General features: G+C 57.6%; 16 protein-coding genes and 1 pseudogene. 6 read left to right on the forward strand and 11 right to left on the reverse strand.

Annotated features, from left to right (window positions below; genetic code table 11):
• Positions 1-6: 6 nt before the first annotated feature.
• From MLC70_RS01325 to MLC70_RS01370, 10 genes are all read right to left on the reverse strand, one after another.
• Positions 7-636 (reverse strand): TetR/AcrR family transcriptional regulator, encoded by a 630-nt coding sequence (locus tag MLC70_RS01325; RefSeq protein ID WP_248181164.1) that lies wholly within the window; start codon positions 634-636, stop codon positions 7-9.
• Between the two features lie 20 nt (positions 637-656).
• Positions 657-1,469, reverse strand: coding sequence for an exodeoxyribonuclease III (gene xthA, locus MLC70_RS01330; protein ID WP_248181165.1), 813 nt, complete (start codon positions 1,467-1,469; stop codon positions 657-659).
• Between the two features lie 98 nt (positions 1,470-1,567).
• Positions 1,568-2,311, reverse strand: a complete 744-nt coding sequence (locus MLC70_RS01335) for a hypothetical protein (protein ID WP_248181166.1) — start codon at positions 2,309-2,311, stop codon at positions 1,568-1,570.
• Complete coding sequence (locus MLC70_RS01340) at positions 2,308-2,829, reverse strand: DUF2878 domain-containing protein (protein ID WP_248181167.1); 522 nt, start codon at positions 2,827-2,829, stop codon at positions 2,308-2,310. Before MLC70_RS01340 ends, MLC70_RS01335 begins: the two co-directional genes overlap by 4 nt.
• The gene (locus MLC70_RS01345; RefSeq protein ID WP_248181168.1) at positions 2,826-4,097 is read right to left on the reverse strand and encodes an SAM-dependent methyltransferase; all 1,272 of its coding nucleotides are present in this window, start codon (positions 4,095-4,097) and stop codon (positions 2,826-2,828) included. Before MLC70_RS01345 ends, MLC70_RS01340 begins: the two co-directional genes overlap by 4 nt.
• Positions 4,085-4,981 (reverse strand): DUF1365 domain-containing protein, encoded by an 897-nt coding sequence (locus MLC70_RS01350; RefSeq protein ID WP_248181301.1) that lies wholly within the window; start codon positions 4,979-4,981, stop codon positions 4,085-4,087. The genes MLC70_RS01345 and MLC70_RS01350 overlap by 13 nt, the downstream gene beginning before the upstream one ends.
• Positions 4,982-5,019: 38 nt before the next feature.
• On the reverse strand, positions 5,020-6,285 hold the full coding sequence (locus MLC70_RS01355) for an NAD(P)/FAD-dependent oxidoreductase (RefSeq protein WP_248181169.1): 1,266 nt from the start codon (positions 6,283-6,285) through the stop codon (positions 5,020-5,022).
• A 14-nt stretch (positions 6,286-6,299) separates the two neighbouring features.
• Positions 6,300-7,082, reverse strand: a complete 783-nt coding sequence (locus MLC70_RS01360; RefSeq protein WP_248181170.1) for an SDR family NAD(P)-dependent oxidoreductase — start codon at positions 7,080-7,082, stop codon at positions 6,300-6,302.
• Complete coding sequence (locus MLC70_RS01365; protein ID WP_248181171.1) at positions 7,079-7,546, reverse strand: nuclear transport factor 2 family protein; 468 nt, start codon at positions 7,544-7,546, stop codon at positions 7,079-7,081. The genes MLC70_RS01360 and MLC70_RS01365 overlap by 4 nt, the downstream gene beginning before the upstream one ends.
• Entirely contained in the window at positions 7,546-8,499 is a 954-nt protein-coding gene (locus MLC70_RS01370; protein ID WP_248181172.1) for an acyl-CoA desaturase, read from the reverse strand. The genes MLC70_RS01365 and MLC70_RS01370 overlap by 1 nt, the downstream gene beginning before the upstream one ends.
• A 120-nt stretch (positions 8,500-8,619) precedes the next feature.
• On the opposite strand from MLC70_RS01370, the gene MLC70_RS01375 reads away from it, so the two are divergent.
• Positions 8,620-9,636 (forward strand): NAD(P)/FAD-dependent oxidoreductase, encoded by a 1,017-nt coding sequence (locus MLC70_RS01375; protein ID WP_248181173.1) that lies wholly within the window; start codon positions 8,620-8,622, stop codon positions 9,634-9,636.
• On the opposite strand, the gene MLC70_RS01380 is transcribed toward MLC70_RS01375, so the two are convergent.
• Entirely contained in the window at positions 9,633-11,099 is a 1,467-nt protein-coding gene (locus tag MLC70_RS01380) for an HD domain-containing protein (RefSeq protein WP_248181174.1), read from the reverse strand. The genes MLC70_RS01375 and MLC70_RS01380 overlap by 4 nt on opposite strands.
• Positions 11,100-11,213: 114 nt before the next feature.
• Between MLC70_RS01380 and MLC70_RS01385 the strand changes: the two genes are divergently transcribed.
• The 5 genes and pseudogenes from MLC70_RS01385 to MLC70_RS01405 all read left to right on the forward strand — a co-directional run.
• Positions 11,214-12,422, forward strand: coding sequence for a PP2C family protein-serine/threonine phosphatase (locus tag MLC70_RS01385; RefSeq protein ID WP_248181175.1), 1,209 nt, complete (start codon positions 11,214-11,216; stop codon positions 12,420-12,422).
• Between the two features lie 14 nt (positions 12,423-12,436).
• Positions 12,437-12,928 (forward strand): STAS domain-containing protein, encoded by a 492-nt coding sequence (locus tag MLC70_RS01390; protein WP_248181176.1) that lies wholly within the window; start codon positions 12,437-12,439, stop codon positions 12,926-12,928.
• A 23-nt stretch (positions 12,929-12,951) separates the two neighbouring features.
• Positions 12,952-14,019: an NAD(P)H-dependent glycerol-3-phosphate dehydrogenase gene (locus MLC70_RS01395; protein WP_248181177.1), complete on the forward strand. Its 1,068-nt coding sequence runs from the start codon at positions 12,952-12,954 to the stop codon at positions 14,017-14,019.
• Between the two features lie 24 nt (positions 14,020-14,043).
• Positions 14,044-14,493: a SixA phosphatase family protein gene (locus tag MLC70_RS01400; protein ID WP_248181178.1), complete on the forward strand. Its 450-nt coding sequence runs from the start codon at positions 14,044-14,046 to the stop codon at positions 14,491-14,493.
• 38 nt (positions 14,494-14,531) lie between these two features.
• A pseudogene (locus MLC70_RS01405) lies at positions 14,532-14,648 on the forward strand (radical SAM protein); the annotation flags it as partial.

A 14,648-nucleotide genomic window follows, 5' to 3' on the forward strand; every position in this document is an offset into this window, starting at 1 on the left:
GCCCTGCTACAGGTAGTCCTGGCTCATCAGGCAAACCTGTTCCTGCTCGTCTGCTGAAAGGTGGGGCAGCAGTAACTGCATCATCTGGTAAACGCCACGACCGGGATCCACAGCGTCCCGGTCATCCAGGTGAGAGAGGCTATCATAACTGCTCCAATAACAAGCTGTTAGAGTCAGTTGCTCACAAAGTGCTGAGAGTTGGCTCGCGGAAATGTCCATCATGCCCTGGCGTTGCAAGCTGGCACAGATCGTAACGAACGCTGCCGTTTTCTTTTTCAGAATCCGCCGGAACCGGCCTTGCAGGCGATCGTAACGGGACAGCACATTGACCAGGTCCTGGTACAGAAAGCGATACCGCGCCACCGTCTCGAACAGGAGATGCAGAAAGAAACTCTGTTGATCCAGGCCGATCTCAACATCTTCCGGAACCGCCAGCAAATCCAGCATTTCCCCTTCATAGCGTTCGAACAATTCCTCGACGATATCGCCTTTACTCTTGAAGTGGTAATACAGATTCCCGGGGCTGATTTCCAGTTCGTCGGAGATCAGCAGGGTAGTGACATTAGGTTCGCCGACGCTGTTAAACAGCGCCAGGCTGGTATCAAGAATACGGTCGCGGGTTTTGATTTTTTTCATATCGCGGCCTGGAAGGCAGGTTACAGGTCGAAGCTGGCCCACACCGGACAATGGTCCGAGGGCCGCTCCATGGCACGAATATCATAGGATACGCCGGCTTCACCGACCTTGGGCAACAGATCGTCGCTTGCCATGATCAAGTCAATGCGAAGTCCGCGTCGCGGATCACGTTCAAACCCCTTGCTGCGATAATCGAACCAGCTGAACGTATCGGCTTCGTCGGGGTGCAGGTGGCGGAACACGTCAGTGAAGCCACGGCTCTCTACCTGTGCCAGCCATTCCCGTTCCTCGGGCAGAAAACTGCACTTGCCGCTGCGCAGCCAGCGTTTGGCATTGTCTGCACCGATGCCGATGTCTCTGTCGGTAGGGGAGATGTTCATGTCGCCCATCAGGACCACCTGGCCACCTCCGGCCTTGAGGTCATCCAGGTAACGCATCAGATCGCTGTAGAATTTCTCCTTGGCGGGAAACTTCACCGGGTGATCGCGGCTTTCGCCCTGGGGAAAATACCCGTTGATCACGGTCAGCTTTTCGCCGTTGTGGGAGAAAGTGCCGGTGATCAGACGACGCTGGGCGTCGGCACCATCCCACGGGTAACCCTTGGTGACGGTTTCCGGTGCCTGCCGTGACAGCAAGGCCACGCCGTAATGGGTTTTCTGGCCATGGAAATGTACGTGGTACCCAAGCTCCCGAATGGCTTCAACCGGAAACTCCTCATCGACCACCTTGGTTTCCTGTAAGCCAATGACATCCGGGTTCAGGGCGGATATCACGGCTTCCAGCTGATGAAGGCGGGTGCGAATGCTGTTGACGTTGAAGGACACAAACATCATGGGTGACGACTCTCTGCGACGCTGGCTCAAGATTATGGGCTTAGCGCGGGAGTTTAGCACAGCCAAGGAGGGAATCCGCCTTGGCTGACAGGACGGGATCAGGGAGTCAGTTCACAATCCGGGCGTTCGCTGGCTTCGTAGCGAATATGCACGGTGTAATTGCCATCCTCGGATTTGCGGATATTGCTCAGGCCAATGTAATCCGTCAGCGCGCCGGTCTCGTCATAGCCCAGGGTGATGGGGTCAACCAGAAAGCGCAAAACCATGCCGGAGGGCCGGATTGTGACGGTGTGCTCGGCCTCGGTCTTGTCCGTACTGACAGGTTCCATAACAAACGCGTAGTGCTTGCCTCGGGTAGGCGCCAGAAAGCGGAAATCGACTGGCTTGTCTGCGGTCACTCTGTCCCAGTGACGGCGAACCAGGTTATCGAAACCGGCATCGATAACCACGGCCTCGTCGAATTCGGTGCGGAAGGATTCGGTCTCACCCGCCGGAGTTTGCCAGCGGATGTCCAGCGAATCGTTGTTTGCCTGCGTGACCCTGATGGTTTCGACAAACTCCGGTTGCCGGAAATCCATCTCGGGTCGCAGCGCAGAGTGTTTGTAGTCCAGTGCCTTGGTCGCGAAGGCGTCGCTGGCGCCGGGCTTGCGATATTCCACGGTGTGAGTGGCCGGGCGCCACCGGCCCTCCCGGCATTCACCGGTGACGGCGTGGTGCTCTTCATACACCGGCGAATTGTTCTCACTGGCCTTGCCCACGAACGTGAAGCGCGCTTCGCTGGCAAAAGCCATTGGCGCGAGAGCGAGCGCCAGAGCCAGGGTCGTTACGGACCGGATTCTCATGAGGCTAGCTCCGTATACAGTGAATTACGCACATACAACAGCATTGGGAAAACCGCCAGCCAACCCACGGCCAGCGCAAGCAGAGACGTAGTCAGTACCGGCAACTCCACCGCACCAAGTTGGCTGGCAGACCAGTAGGTGAAGGGGCCGGTAATCGGAGCCAGCACCCAAGGCAGCCAGGGCTTGCTGCTGATCCACTGCAGGGAGTGAGAGAGCGTGGTCATGAAAATGGCCCAGATCGCAATCAGCCAGATCGGTGTGATCACAACCTGCCCGGTGCCGTCATCGAGGATGCCGGTGTTGAACCAGATACCATCGAGTACACCACCAATGACAGTGCCGAAGCCGATGAACTGGGCTTCCATCCAGCGGTTCTGGCTGATCAGTGTAAAATGAATCACCAGGAAAAGGGCCACCACGCCGGCCGCCATCATGCCCGGATACAGAATACAGATCAGCCACCCGGCCTGAAACAGCACGAAGTTGATGACATTGCGGAGCGTCCGGGACTGGATCATAGGCTCAGGATGTTGTCACGTTTGTTGCCCGGCTTGGCGAACACCAACTGGGAGACACCGATTGCGCGCTCACTGAAGCCCGCTTCGCAATACGCGAAGTAGAAATGCCAGAGGCGGCGGAAGGCTTGGTCGTAGCCCTTCGCCTCCAGTTTATCGGATTGGGCCATGAACCGGTTGCACCAGTCATGCAGGGTGCGGGCATAGTGGAAACCGATGTCCTCGGAGTGGGTGAGCACCAGGTTGCTGCCTTTGCGAACCGACTCGAGAATGGCGCCAAAGGACGGAATGAAACTGCCGGGAAAGATGAATCGCTGAATGAAATCCACGTTGCGCAATGCCCGCTGGTACCGCTGCTCCGGCATGTTGATCGCCTGTACCAGCGCCAGTCCGTCGGGTTTGAGCAAGGTACTTATCTGGCGGAAGTAGCTGTCGAGAAACTGTGGGCCGACGGCTTCGATCATCTCGATGGACACGAGCTTGTCGAACTGGCCTTTCAGGTCACGGTAATCATCAAACAGCAGAGTAATGCGATCGTCCAGTCCCGCTTCGGTCACGCGTTCTTTGGCCAGTGCCAGCTGCTCTTCAGAAATGGTGGTGGTGGTGACGTGACAGCCGTAATGACGGGCCGCATGAATAGCAAAGCCGCCCCACCCAGTGCCGATTTCGATCACCCGGTCTCCGGGCTTGAGATCGAGCTTCTTACAGATCGCGTCCAGTTTGTGGACAGCCGCTTCATCGAGGTTGCTCTCCGGCGTAGGGTAGATGGCCGATGAGTACATCATGGTCGGGTCGAGAAACATCTCGAACAGGTCGTTGCCCAGATCGTAATGGGCGCTGATGTTCTTCCGCGAGCCCGCTTTGGTATTGCGATTCAGCCAATGCAGACCCTTCAGAGCAGGCTTGGTGATCCAGCTGAAGCGATCCTCGAACTCGTTCATCCGGTCTACGTTGCGGGTAAAAAACTGCAACAAGGCCACCAGATCCGGGCTGTCCCAGTCGCCCGCGACCCAGGATTCGGCGGCGCCAACGCTGCCACCGGTGAGCAGATCCCGCCAGGTGCTGTGATGATGGATGTGAAGTTCCGCAGCGGGATGCTGGCTGTTGCCATCGCCGAATACCAGATCTCCCTGACCTGCTTCGCGGATGGTCAGCACGCCGTCACGCAGCAGCGCCAGCTGCTGACAGACCAAACGTTTGGCGACGCGGCTTGTGGCAGGCGCACTGGGATCATCGGCGGTTGTCTGCAATGAGGTATTCAGGTTCTCCATGAGCTCACCTTTCCGCTGCTGCGGTCAATCGTATTGTTGTTTGTCACATCGACACCGGAATCATCAGTTCCAAGCCGGTGGAACGGATCGGTCTCCGGCAATTTGTCCGGATGGGTATAGAACGGCGCCCCTTTGAATTTCAATTTCAGAGCGTGCCAGTAGATCCCGGCCGCCACTTTGATTGCTTCCAGCGGAAACCGGCGCAAAGTTCCATGCAGGTGTTTACGGGTCAGAGGCGTTCGTTGGACTACTAACGTTGCGTCAAATTGCTTCGCGCTGCCCTCCAGTACGTTCATATGAATGCGCAGTTCCGGTCCACGGAAGCTGAAAGTCCACTGGTAGTGCTGGTCCATGCCATTAAACGGCGAGACATGAAAGCGTTTCTGGAAGCCGAATCGCTCGCTGTGCCAACCCGCGTGCATTGCCGGGGAATCTTCAGCCTCTCCACGGGTCTCCAGGCAATAAAGGTGCCGATCGTGCCAGGGGGTATTGGTGATCTGCGCGAGAATGACCTTGGGCACGGCGCCGGTGTCGGGTCGATCGCCGGCGCGATAGCAGAAATAGAAGCTGACAGGGTTGAACACGTACCCCAGGTACCGCGGGTGGGTGATCAGTTCCACCGCACCGTCAGGTCGCCATCCGGTGGCTTCCTCAGTCTGATCACGAATGGCGGTCAACAGGTCCGGGCTGTCGGGCCGGAAGTAGTCCTTGCGATACAGCGATAGCCAGTTAAAGCGCTCACTGGAAAACAGCGGGCTGATCGTCGTGATTCGGTGCCATTCGCCAAGCTCCAGCGCCAGCATGCCGGTACGGTAGCTGAATTCGTGGCCCACCGGCGATTTGCGACGGTGGCGGATGCTGCCTTCCAGCCACTGGCTGGCCAGCGCGGCTTCGGCTGAATGGCGGGCCGATGCAGACATGATCAGAGCTCCACACCAAAGGCGTTGGTTACCCGCAGGGCACTGCGTACCCCGTCTTCGTGAAACCCGTTGAACCAGTACGCACCGCAAAAGTGGCTACGGTTGCGATTGCCGATCTCGTCATAGCGATTCTGTGCCGCGACGGCCTCGAGGGTGAACACCGGGTGCGCGTAATCGAAGCGCTTGATAACACTATCCTTGGCAATGTCCTGACTCCGGTTAAGGGTCACGCAGAAGGTTTCCGGTGCGTCGTGGAAATTCTGCAGGATATTCATATTGTAGGTTACCGAGACCGGCTCGGTGCTGTGCCCGGGGATGAAATAGTTCCAGGCAGCCCAGGCCCGGCGGTTGGAGGGCAGTACCGAACTGTCGGTATGCAACACCACGTCGTTGCGCTGATAGCCAATGGCGCCAAGTACGTCCCGTTCGCTGTTGGTGGGATCGGCCAGCATGGCGAGCGCCTGATCACTGTGGCAGGCAAAAATGACCTGGTCGAAGGTATGCTCTTCGCCGCGCACGGTCAGCACAACATTATCAGGATGGCGCACCACGGAGGTGACCGGGCTGCTGAGGTGTGTCCGGTCACCGAGTCGGTCCATCATTTTGCTGACGTACTGCGCCGAACCGCCGGAGATCACCCGCCAGGTTGGCCGGTGATCCACCGAGAGCATGCCGTGGTTGTTGAAAAACTGGAGGAAGAACCGGATCGGAAAACGCTCCAGGACAATCTCCGGCGCCGACCAGATCGCCGCTCCCATGGGCACAATGTAGTAACTGCGGAAATACCGGGAGTAGCGGTTGCGGTTCAGGTATTCCCCCAGCGTTTCCTCGTCATTGATCGAGCCGGCTTTCAGATCTTCACGGGTTTCTTTATTGAACCGCAGGATTTCGCGAATCATTTTCAGAAACGGCAGATTCAGCAGGTTGCTGCGCTGGGCAAATAATGTGTTGAGGCTGGTCCCGTTGTATTGCAGACCGGTGGCGTGGCTATCCACGCTGAAGCTCATGTCGCTGACTTCCGACGGTACATCGAGGCGATCCATCAGCTTCATGAAGTTCGGGTAAGTCCAGTCGTTGAAGACAATGAAACCGGTATTCACCGGCCAGACCCGACCGCCTGCCTCAACCTGTTCGGTGTTAGTGTGTCCGCCGGCGTAATCCGCCGCTTCGAAAAGCTGAACGTCGTGTTTTTCAGAAAGCAGCCAGGCAGCAGTGAGGCCGGAAACCCCGGCGCCAATGACAGCGATGCGCTGACGTGGTTCATTCATCAGGGTGTTTCCTGTCAGTTATTACCTTGCCGGGCCATGGCCGCGGACATTCGGTCGATGATCGGACGGGGAAGGGCACCGAGCAGGCGCAGCGTCCAGGTGAAGCGTTTGGGAAAAGCGATTTCATTCCTGCCCTTGGCGAGACCTCGGACGATCCGGTTCGCAGCGTCCTCGGAACTGACCAGGAACGGCATCGGAAAATCGTTACGATCGGTCAGTGGAGTTTTCACAAACCCCGGCGACACCACAACCACATCAATGCCTTCGACCGCCAGATCGGCTCTGAGGGCGTGGGCAAAATAGGTCAACGCGGCCTTGGAGGCGCCATAGCCTTCAGCCCGAGCGAACGGAAACCACCAGGCTGACGAACTTACAATCACCAGCGTTGCCGGCTCACCCTTGGCTTTCGCCCGCCGCAGCGCGGGCAGGGCTATATCCAGGCAGCGTGCCGTACCAACCACGTTTGTATTGAGGTTGTTGGCGATAATCTGGCTGTCATAATCAGCGATCTCCAGGTACTCACAGGTGCCTGCGTTGAGAATCACCATATTGAGCGGGCCGTAACGCTCAAGTTCCGGCGCCATCGCCTGCAGCCGCTCTGTATCTGTCGTGTCTGCAGGCGCGGAGGTTACCCGGTCCGGGGCCAGTTCGGCCAGTGTGTCCAGCGGCTGTTGACGACGACCAGTGACGATCAGCCTGTGTCCCTGTTCGATCAGGGCCACTGACACCGCCTCACCTATGCCGGTACCGGCGCCCGTGATCCAGATGTTGCGCGTGCCTTCCAGTCTCTTGCTCATCCCGCATGCTTCCTGAGCCAACGGATAAATGCACCGATAACCGGGAGATTCTCGTAAAGCAGCTGGCCGGCGTCGAAATAATCCCGGTGGTGGGTGACCTTGCCGTGCCGGATCACCAGCCGGCTCATACCGTCGACGTGGATTTCGCGCCCGCGACGGATACGCTTGTGCCGCAGATGCATGACCCAGGTAATCCCGACATTCTCGCCGTTTACCACAGGCTCACCGAAATCAAAGCGGCAAGACACCACGTTGGCGTAGGCACCGGCAAAGTAGTGAGTCAGTTGATCGAGACCAGTGACGGCGTTCAGCGGATCTTCGAACTGAACATTTTCACTGTAAACGGTCGACAACTTGTTCAGATTTCCGGCGTCCAGAGCATTAAACAGTTCACGGAATCGGTCCAGAGTGACCGGAACCGCGGAGTCCTTGCTGCCGACTTCGATGACTGAGGCGGTGCTCATCAACGATTCCTCCTCTTCGCGTCGAGATTGCGAGTTTCTTCCTGAATGTGTTTGGGAATCGGATTAAGGTCCCAGATGATGCCGAGCTTCGACATTAGCCAGAGCCCGTACCAGGTCACGTCGATTTCATACCAGCGGAAACCCTGGCGTACGGATTGCGGCCAGCGGTGATGGTTGTTATGCCACCCTTCGCCCAGTGTCAGCAGAGCCAGCCAGAAGTTATTGCGGCTGTCGTCGTCGGTGTCAAAACGGCGTTTGCCCCAAACGTGAGAGAGCGAGTTGATCGACACAGTAGCGTGAAACAGCACCACGGTGGATACAAAGAAGCCCCACACCAGCAGTTGCAGTCCGTTCGTGCCCAACCCCGGTGCCCAGGCTGCAAGGGCTTCGCCCAGTGCGTAGATCAGAACGGCAGCGGCGGCTGGAACCAGCGAATCAAACCGGTTAACGAACTTGAGTTCGGGAAACTTCAGCCAGTCTTTTACGCGGCGCTCGTTCATGGCGAACCCGGCATCGCAGGTGAACCAACCGGCGTGGGACCACCAGAAGCCACCCTGATGGGGGGAGTGCAGATCCTGCTCCTGATCAGAGTGCTGATGATGATGGCGATGGTGTGCGGCCCACCACAATGGACCGCGTTGGGCAGAACTGGCGCCGAGAATCGCAAAGGCAAGCTGCGCCGGGCGGCTGGTTTTGAACGTTTTGTGGGCAAAATAACGATGGTAAAACCCGGTTATCGCGAACATACGAATCAGGAAAAACCCGAATGCAAAGGCCAGCGCGAATCCGCTGACACCGGTATAAAATGCAAGCAGGCACGCAAGATGGAGTGCGATGAATGGAATGACCCGGATAATGTTGAATGATCTCGACGTGGAGTCGATGTGATCCGAACCCGCCGAGGAGTCGAACCATCTCAGAATGTTGGTTAACCAATATTGCGCTCGGGTCATACCCAGACTGCCCTTTTTCGTGAATAAACTGTTACTGCATTATTCGCACGCTACCGTTGATATGGTTCAACAGTCGCTCGAATTTACGTTCTAACCCTGCTTTTGGATGCACCTTTAACAATGATTAACCAAAAAAGTCAGAGCTCGGATATACGCCGTGTCGCGGTTGTTGGTTCAGGTTTGGCAGGCCTGTCGGCCGCGCGACTGTTAACGCAGCAGGGCACTTCTGTGACCCTGTTCGAGAAGAGCCGGGGACCCGGCGGACGTCTCGCTGCCAAGCGGGTAACCGGTGGTTCGGCCGACGTAGGAGCTCAGTATTTCACAATCCGGAGCCCGGAGTTCTCCCGTTTTCTCCACGAATACGCCGGTGAGGCGGCCTTTGCCGCCTGGGAGGCACGTTTTGGCTATCAGCAGCCCGATGGTCGGTGGCAGGCTTTTCCGGAGGAGCCTCGATATGTGGGCACGCCGCGGATGACCGCCATCAGCCGAGCTCTCGCGTCGGGCCTGGAGATACAGGCAGAAACCCGGATTGCCGAATTGGCCCGAACCGACACGCAGTGGACACTGACCGATACCGCCGGCCAGCATTATGGCCCCTTCGACGCCGTGATTATCACCGCTCCGCCGGCCCAGGCCCGGGATTTGCTGGCGGACAGCGCACTGCCGGATTTGGCGCAGCAGCTGAACGGCCCAGTATCAGCCATTTTGCCGTGTTGGGCGGTGGCGGCTTACTATGAAACCCCACCCACTGACACCTTCGAGGGTATGCGCCCCAACCACGACATACTGTATTGGGTTGCCAACAACTCCAGTAAGCCGGGGCGAGACGACAAGGGCCAGTGGTGGGTCCTGCACGCAACGCCGCAGTGGTCAGCCGACAACGAACACACCCCCGCGGAAGAGGTGATGGGTTCGATGGTCGCGGCCTTCCAGGAACTGACCGGTGCGCAACACGCACCGGTGGAAACCGTGAGCCACCGCTGGCTTTATGCCCGATCTGCTGACTCAGACAGGCCCGGGTGCCTGTGGTTCCCCGACGACGGCATAGGGCTGGCCGGTGATTGGCTGGCCGGTGGCCGTGTGGAGGGGGCATTCGACAGTGCCCGGTCCCTGATCAACGCGATGAACAGGGTCTAAGCGGGCGCGGTAACGGTCGGTTGCAGGTAGAAATGGGTGATCGTGCCGTCACTGAACTTGCTGAAAAAGGCACTGACATCGGTGATTTTCCGCAACGACCGGGTTCGGTATATGGGGTCTCTCACCAGCACCTTGATGCCATTGAAGTTATCCTGGATATTCGAGAAGCGCGCCCGCATGGAGCAGGTCACCACCCGGGCCGGATCGAGCTTGAGCTCCTTGGCGAGCCAGCGGCTGTGATCGGCTATGCCGGCGGCGCTCAGATCCTCCCGGGTGTCGAGATGGTCCAGTTTGATCCGGTCCACAATGCAACGGGAAAAGCTGCGGGGGTCGCGCCGGGCCACCTTGCGAAACGCCTCCCAGAAAAAGTTGTCTGTGAGTTCTGCAAAATACCGCATGTTGCTGAGACAGGTGTCGACCCATTCAAAGCTTTCCCGGTCTTCGAGGACTTCGTTGATTGCCTCGCGCAGCAGCCAGTCGAAGCCGAGTGCTGTCTTGTGGGCGTAGACCTTGCGGTACATCTGGTGGCGGCTATAAACGAAGTCCTCCAGCGCACCCAGACCTTTCTGGGTGATCGCCAACCCGAGCCAGGGTTCTGCCACATTCCAGCCAAAACGAAGGTTGCTCAACAGATGGTCAAGGTTGAAGCCGCCGATGGTCACCGAAGAGTGGAAGCCGTCCCGCAGCATGTAATCCGCCCGGTCCGCGTCAATTTCACCAGAGACAATGGATGACAACAGATCCATGACCAGGTGCGGAATGTCGGCATTGCTCAGGGCGCCTGAGTGGGCGTCATCGCCGGCAATGAACCCCCAGAATGTCTGGGCGTGGCGGCAGAATGCCTCGCTGGGCTGCACATCCGTGGTCTCCATGATACCGATGACATCCCGGGCGTCGAGTCCGGCCGCAGCGATGTCGATATCGGCCAGCACTTCGTGGGCGACACGCACGGAGTAGTGCTCGTGTTCCAGTTCGTCCGGCGCGCTCTGGTGGTACACCGAGTAATCCACGCCTTCCCACAAGTCGTCGAACCGGCTCGGCCGGGACATCAGGTCGCGAATACGCCGCGCCTGGGTAAACTGATGGGAGAAGCTGGAATGGCCGCTATCATGCAGCAGGCAGCCGAGACGAATGGTCTTGGCGAGGTAGTCAATAGCGTCCAGTTGGCTGAGGCTGAGATCGGTTTTCTCGCTGAGCTGTTTTTCCCGCAGGTAGGCATCGATCATGGAGCGGAACATGCGGGTGCCCACGTGCATCACACCAATGCTGTGGAGAAATCGAGAGTGGGTCGCGCCAGGAAACACCAGACTGAGGATGTCGTTCTGGCAGATATTGCGCAGGCGCTGGAAAAGCGGATGATCGATCACGCGTATCTCGTGACGATAGAGTGGAATGCCCCCGTGCACCGGATCCATGATCAGTTTGTCGTAAGCTCCGAGCAGATCGTTTACGGCGCTTCTCATCGTGTCTTTTCCCCCAAAATCAGCAAACTTGGCTTGTTATATCACACGGTCGTGCCAGAATAGGCGTTATATACCGGAATTATCCTTTAACGATGGTAGTTTAGGGCCACCGCCATGACCTCGCGCACTGAGCGCATTCTTATCATAGATTCCGACGAGAAGGCACGCAGCGAACTGAGCCGCCATCTGGAGGCTCGTGGCTTCTATGTGACCGGTTGCCCCGACAGCATCACGGCGCTGGATATGTTCACCAAGAGCATTCCGGACGTGATATTCGCTGACTTGCCCACCAGTGCCATCAGTGAACTGGCAGCCCGGCTGGAAGATCTGGAAACCTTTACCCCCATTGTGGCCTGTTCTGACACAGTCCGCTCTGTTGATGTGGTGGACGCGCTGCGCGCGGGCGCCGCGGACTTCGTGCTCAAGTCCTGTGCCGACGGCAAGAACGCACTTGATGATGTGATTGGCAAGCTGTTCGACCGGGTCCGGGTCAATCGGCTGAATCAGTTGTATCGGCAGGAACTGGAAGAGGCCAACCGCGATCTGCGCAACGGGATAGCCGAGCTCCGGGCGGATCAGCGGGCAGGGCGCAAAGTTCAACTGAAAATGCTGCCGGACAACGATCAGATCCTGTCCGGCCTGAGCGTGACCCATCTGATCAAGCCTTCGCTGTATCTCAGTGGTGATTTTCTCGACTATTTCCGCATTTCCGAAGACAAGGTGCTGGTCTATATTGCTGATGTGTCCGGCCATGGCGCCAGCTCTGCATTTGTCACCGTATTGCTGAAAAACCTCTCCAACCGTCTGCAGAGAAACCTTCGTCGTGGGTCCAGCGATGACATTCTGTACCCGGAGCGTTTCCTGGAACGCATCAATTCGGAACTGCTGGACACCGGCCTCGGTAAACACGTAACCGTGTTCGTTGGCATTATTACGGTATCTGAGCGTAAATTACGGTATGCAGTCGGCGCCCATTTCCCGATGCCGATCCTATCCTTCGATGGCGGCAGCACGGCATTCCTTGAGGGTAGCGGCCTACCGGTTGGGTTGTTCGAGTCTCCGGAATGGGAGGTGTACGAGGTTTCCCTTGAGAAGCCGTTTCGGCTGATTCTGTTTTCAGATGGCATTCTGGAAGTTATCCGGGCCAAAAGCCTCGATGAAAAGGAACAGACACTACTTGAACTCGTGTCGGGAGGTCGTCACACTATCGCATCTCTGAACCAGGCGCTGAGTCTGGATGCGATCACAGAGTTACCGGACGATATCGCGATAGTATCGGTAACTGACATCCTCGCCGGTTCGGACAACACGTCGTCGAAATAGTGGCAGTGTAAAACATGGCTGGTTACAAGATCCTGCAAGCTGAAAATCAGGGCATCTACCTCCTGAAGTTTATTGGTGAAATCCGGCTGAACCTGTGTTCGACGCTGGATAATCTGGTTGAATCCATCACCCAGGATCCGGAATTCAAAACCGTGGTCATCGATCTCACCGAGTGTGAGATCATCGACAGCACCACGTTGGGACTGCTGGCCAAAATCGCCATGGCGGCCCAGAAACGAAGCCACTTTCTGCCTACACTGATCTCCACCAATCCCGACATTACCCGAATTATCACCTCCATGGGCTTCGACAAGATTTTCATCATTGTCCGCGAACCCGCCTCCAGAATCGAAGAGCTCGAAGAAATCCCGGTACTGCGCGCCAGTGAGCAGCAGGTGCGCGACAAGGTGCTGGACGCCCATCGAGTGCTGATGGGCCTGAACAGTCGCAACCGGGAAGAGTTCAAAAATCTGGTGCGTGCCCTGGAATGTGAAGAGCCCGGCTGATCCAAAAAAAGAACGGACAAACTATGCCTGATCAAAAAGACCTGCAAACGACGGGGCCTTCGGCTACCGGTCGTCATATTGCTGTGCTTGGCGGCGGCAGTTTCGGTACTGCCATGGTTAAGGTGCTTTCCGAAAACGGTCATACCGTGCATTTCTGGATGCGAGACGCCGCTCAGGCGGATGAGGTTCGTTCCACCGGTGTTAACAGCCGCTACATGCCTGATGTTCACCTGACCGGCGATATTCAGCCCACGACGGATCTGCCCGCCGCCATTAAAGACGCTGAAGTGGTTTTCGTGGCCATCCCCAGCAAGGCATTCCGCTCCGTCATTCGCGAATATTGCCGCGAATTCGCAGACGACCAGATTGTCATCAGCCTGACCAAGGGCATCGAGGCCCAGGGCTTCAAACTGATGAGTGAAATTCTGCAGGAAGAAATTCCACGGTGCCGGATCGGGGTGCTGAGCGGTCCGAACCTCGCTGGCGAGATCGTCAATCGGGACCTGACCGCGACGGTGATTGCCGCCAAAGACCCGGAGGTCCGTCGCGCAGTTCAGGATCTGCTGGGTTGTGAATACTTCCGTGTATACGCCAATGTCGACGTTTACGGTGTCGAGCTGGCCGGTGCGCTCAAGAATATCTACGCCATTGTCTCCGGCCTGGCTTCAGCGCTGGCGCTGGGCGAGAACGCCAAGGCCATGCTGATGACCCGCGGCCTGGCCGAGATGAGCCGCTTTGCGGTCAGCCTCGGGGCCAATCCGATGACCTTCATGGGGTTGGCCGGTGTGGGCGATCTGATTGTCACCTGCACTTCATCCAAAAGCCGGAACTACCGGGTGGGTTATGCGGTGGGCAAGGGCAAGAAGCTGGATGATGCGGTGGCCGAGCTGGGACAGGTGGCGGAGGGCATCTATACTCTGAAGCTGGTGAAAGAGAAATCGGAAGCTATTGGCATCTACATGCCGCTGGTGCGCGGGCTTTACGAGATTCTCTATGGTACCGCGTCCATCAGTGCCGTCATCAATAGCCTGATGATGTCGGTGCAGAATTCCGACGTGGAATTCATTCTGCCACGCACCATCAGTCAGTAACCCGCTCGAACCTGGAGGTGGCCCTTGATTCTGATCGTCATGCGGCACGGAGAGGCCGGCTGGCACAGCATGGATCAGCAGCGTGAGCTGACCGAAGCGGGGCGCACCGGTGTGGCGTCTGTCGCCGCTGATATTGCCGAATCGCCATGGCGGCCCGAGCGGATCTGGTGCAGCCCGCTGGTTCGCGCTCGTCAGACCGCTGCCATTGCCTCCGAGATCCTCAATTGCCCGGTTTCGGAGGTGCCGTTCATCACACCGGACGATGACCCGGGGGCCTGCCTCGACGCTCTCCTGGAAGCGCCTGAATCACCGCTGATGCTGATCTCCCATATGCCGTTCGTCGGGGCGCTGTCGACCCTGTTGGTTGACGGGCACCGGCGGGGCATTCCTTTTATGACATCTCAGGCGGTTTTGCTGGAATTGCCGGTGGTTGGCCCCGGTTGCGCCGATCTGAAGGCGCAGTTCCTGCCGTAAGTAACGTCGAACCCTCTTAAAGAGTTTATCAACGGTTTATGCATAGCTTTCCAATCGATTACATCGAACCTGTATTCCGGCCACCCAGCGAAGCCAGGTCGTTGATCCTGCCGGTCACCAATGGCTGTTCCTGGAACCGCTGCACGTTCTGTGAT

The organism is Marinobacter goseongensis, assembly GCF_023156235.1.
GTDB classification, from domain to species: Bacteria; Pseudomonadota; Gammaproteobacteria; order Pseudomonadales; family Oleiphilaceae; genus Marinobacter; species Marinobacter goseongensis.

Excerpts from the sequence above, each read along its gene's own strand:
- MLC70_RS01395 (WP_248181177.1), top strand. The coding sequence starts at position 12,952 with ATGCCTGATCAAAAAGACCTGCAAACGACGGGGCCTTCGGCTACCGGT.
- xthA (WP_248181165.1), bottom strand. The coding sequence starts at position 1,469 with ATGATGTTTGTGTCCTTCAACGTCAACAGCATTCGCACCCGCCTTCAT.
- MLC70_RS01365 (WP_248181171.1), bottom strand. The coding sequence starts at position 7,546 with ATGAGCACCGCCTCAGTCATCGAAGTCGGCAGCAAGGACTCCGCGGTT.
- MLC70_RS01385 (WP_248181175.1), top strand. The coding sequence starts at position 11,214 with ATGACCTCGCGCACTGAGCGCATTCTTATCATAGATTCCGACGAGAAG.
- MLC70_RS01340 (WP_248181167.1), bottom strand. The coding sequence starts at position 2,829 with ATGATCCAGTCCCGGACGCTCCGCAATGTCATCAACTTCGTGCTGTTT.
- MLC70_RS01355 (WP_248181169.1), bottom strand. The coding sequence starts at position 6,285 with ATGAATGAACCACGTCAGCGCATCGCTGTCATTGGCGCCGGGGTTTCC.
- MLC70_RS01345 (WP_248181168.1), bottom strand. The coding sequence starts at position 4,097 with ATGGAGAACCTGAATACCTCATTGCAGACAACCGCCGATGATCCCAGT.
- MLC70_RS01335 (WP_248181166.1), bottom strand. The coding sequence starts at position 2,311 with ATGAGAATCCGGTCCGTAACGACCCTGGCTCTGGCGCTCGCTCTCGCG.
- MLC70_RS01375 (WP_248181173.1), top strand. The coding sequence starts at position 8,620 with ATGATTAACCAAAAAAGTCAGAGCTCGGATATACGCCGTGTCGCGGTT.
- MLC70_RS01390 (WP_248181176.1), top strand. The coding sequence starts at position 12,437 with ATGGCTGGTTACAAGATCCTGCAAGCTGAAAATCAGGGCATCTACCTC.
- MLC70_RS01380 (WP_248181174.1), bottom strand. The coding sequence starts at position 11,099 with ATGAGAAGCGCCGTAAACGATCTGCTCGGAGCTTACGACAAACTGATC.
- MLC70_RS01360 (WP_248181170.1), bottom strand. The coding sequence starts at position 7,082 with ATGAGCAAGAGACTGGAAGGCACGCGCAACATCTGGATCACGGGCGCC.
- MLC70_RS01370 (WP_248181172.1), bottom strand. The coding sequence starts at position 8,499 with ATGACCCGAGCGCAATATTGGTTAACCAACATTCTGAGATGGTTCGAC.
- MLC70_RS01325 (WP_248181164.1), bottom strand. The coding sequence starts at position 636 with ATGAAAAAAATCAAAACCCGCGACCGTATTCTTGATACCAGCCTGGCG.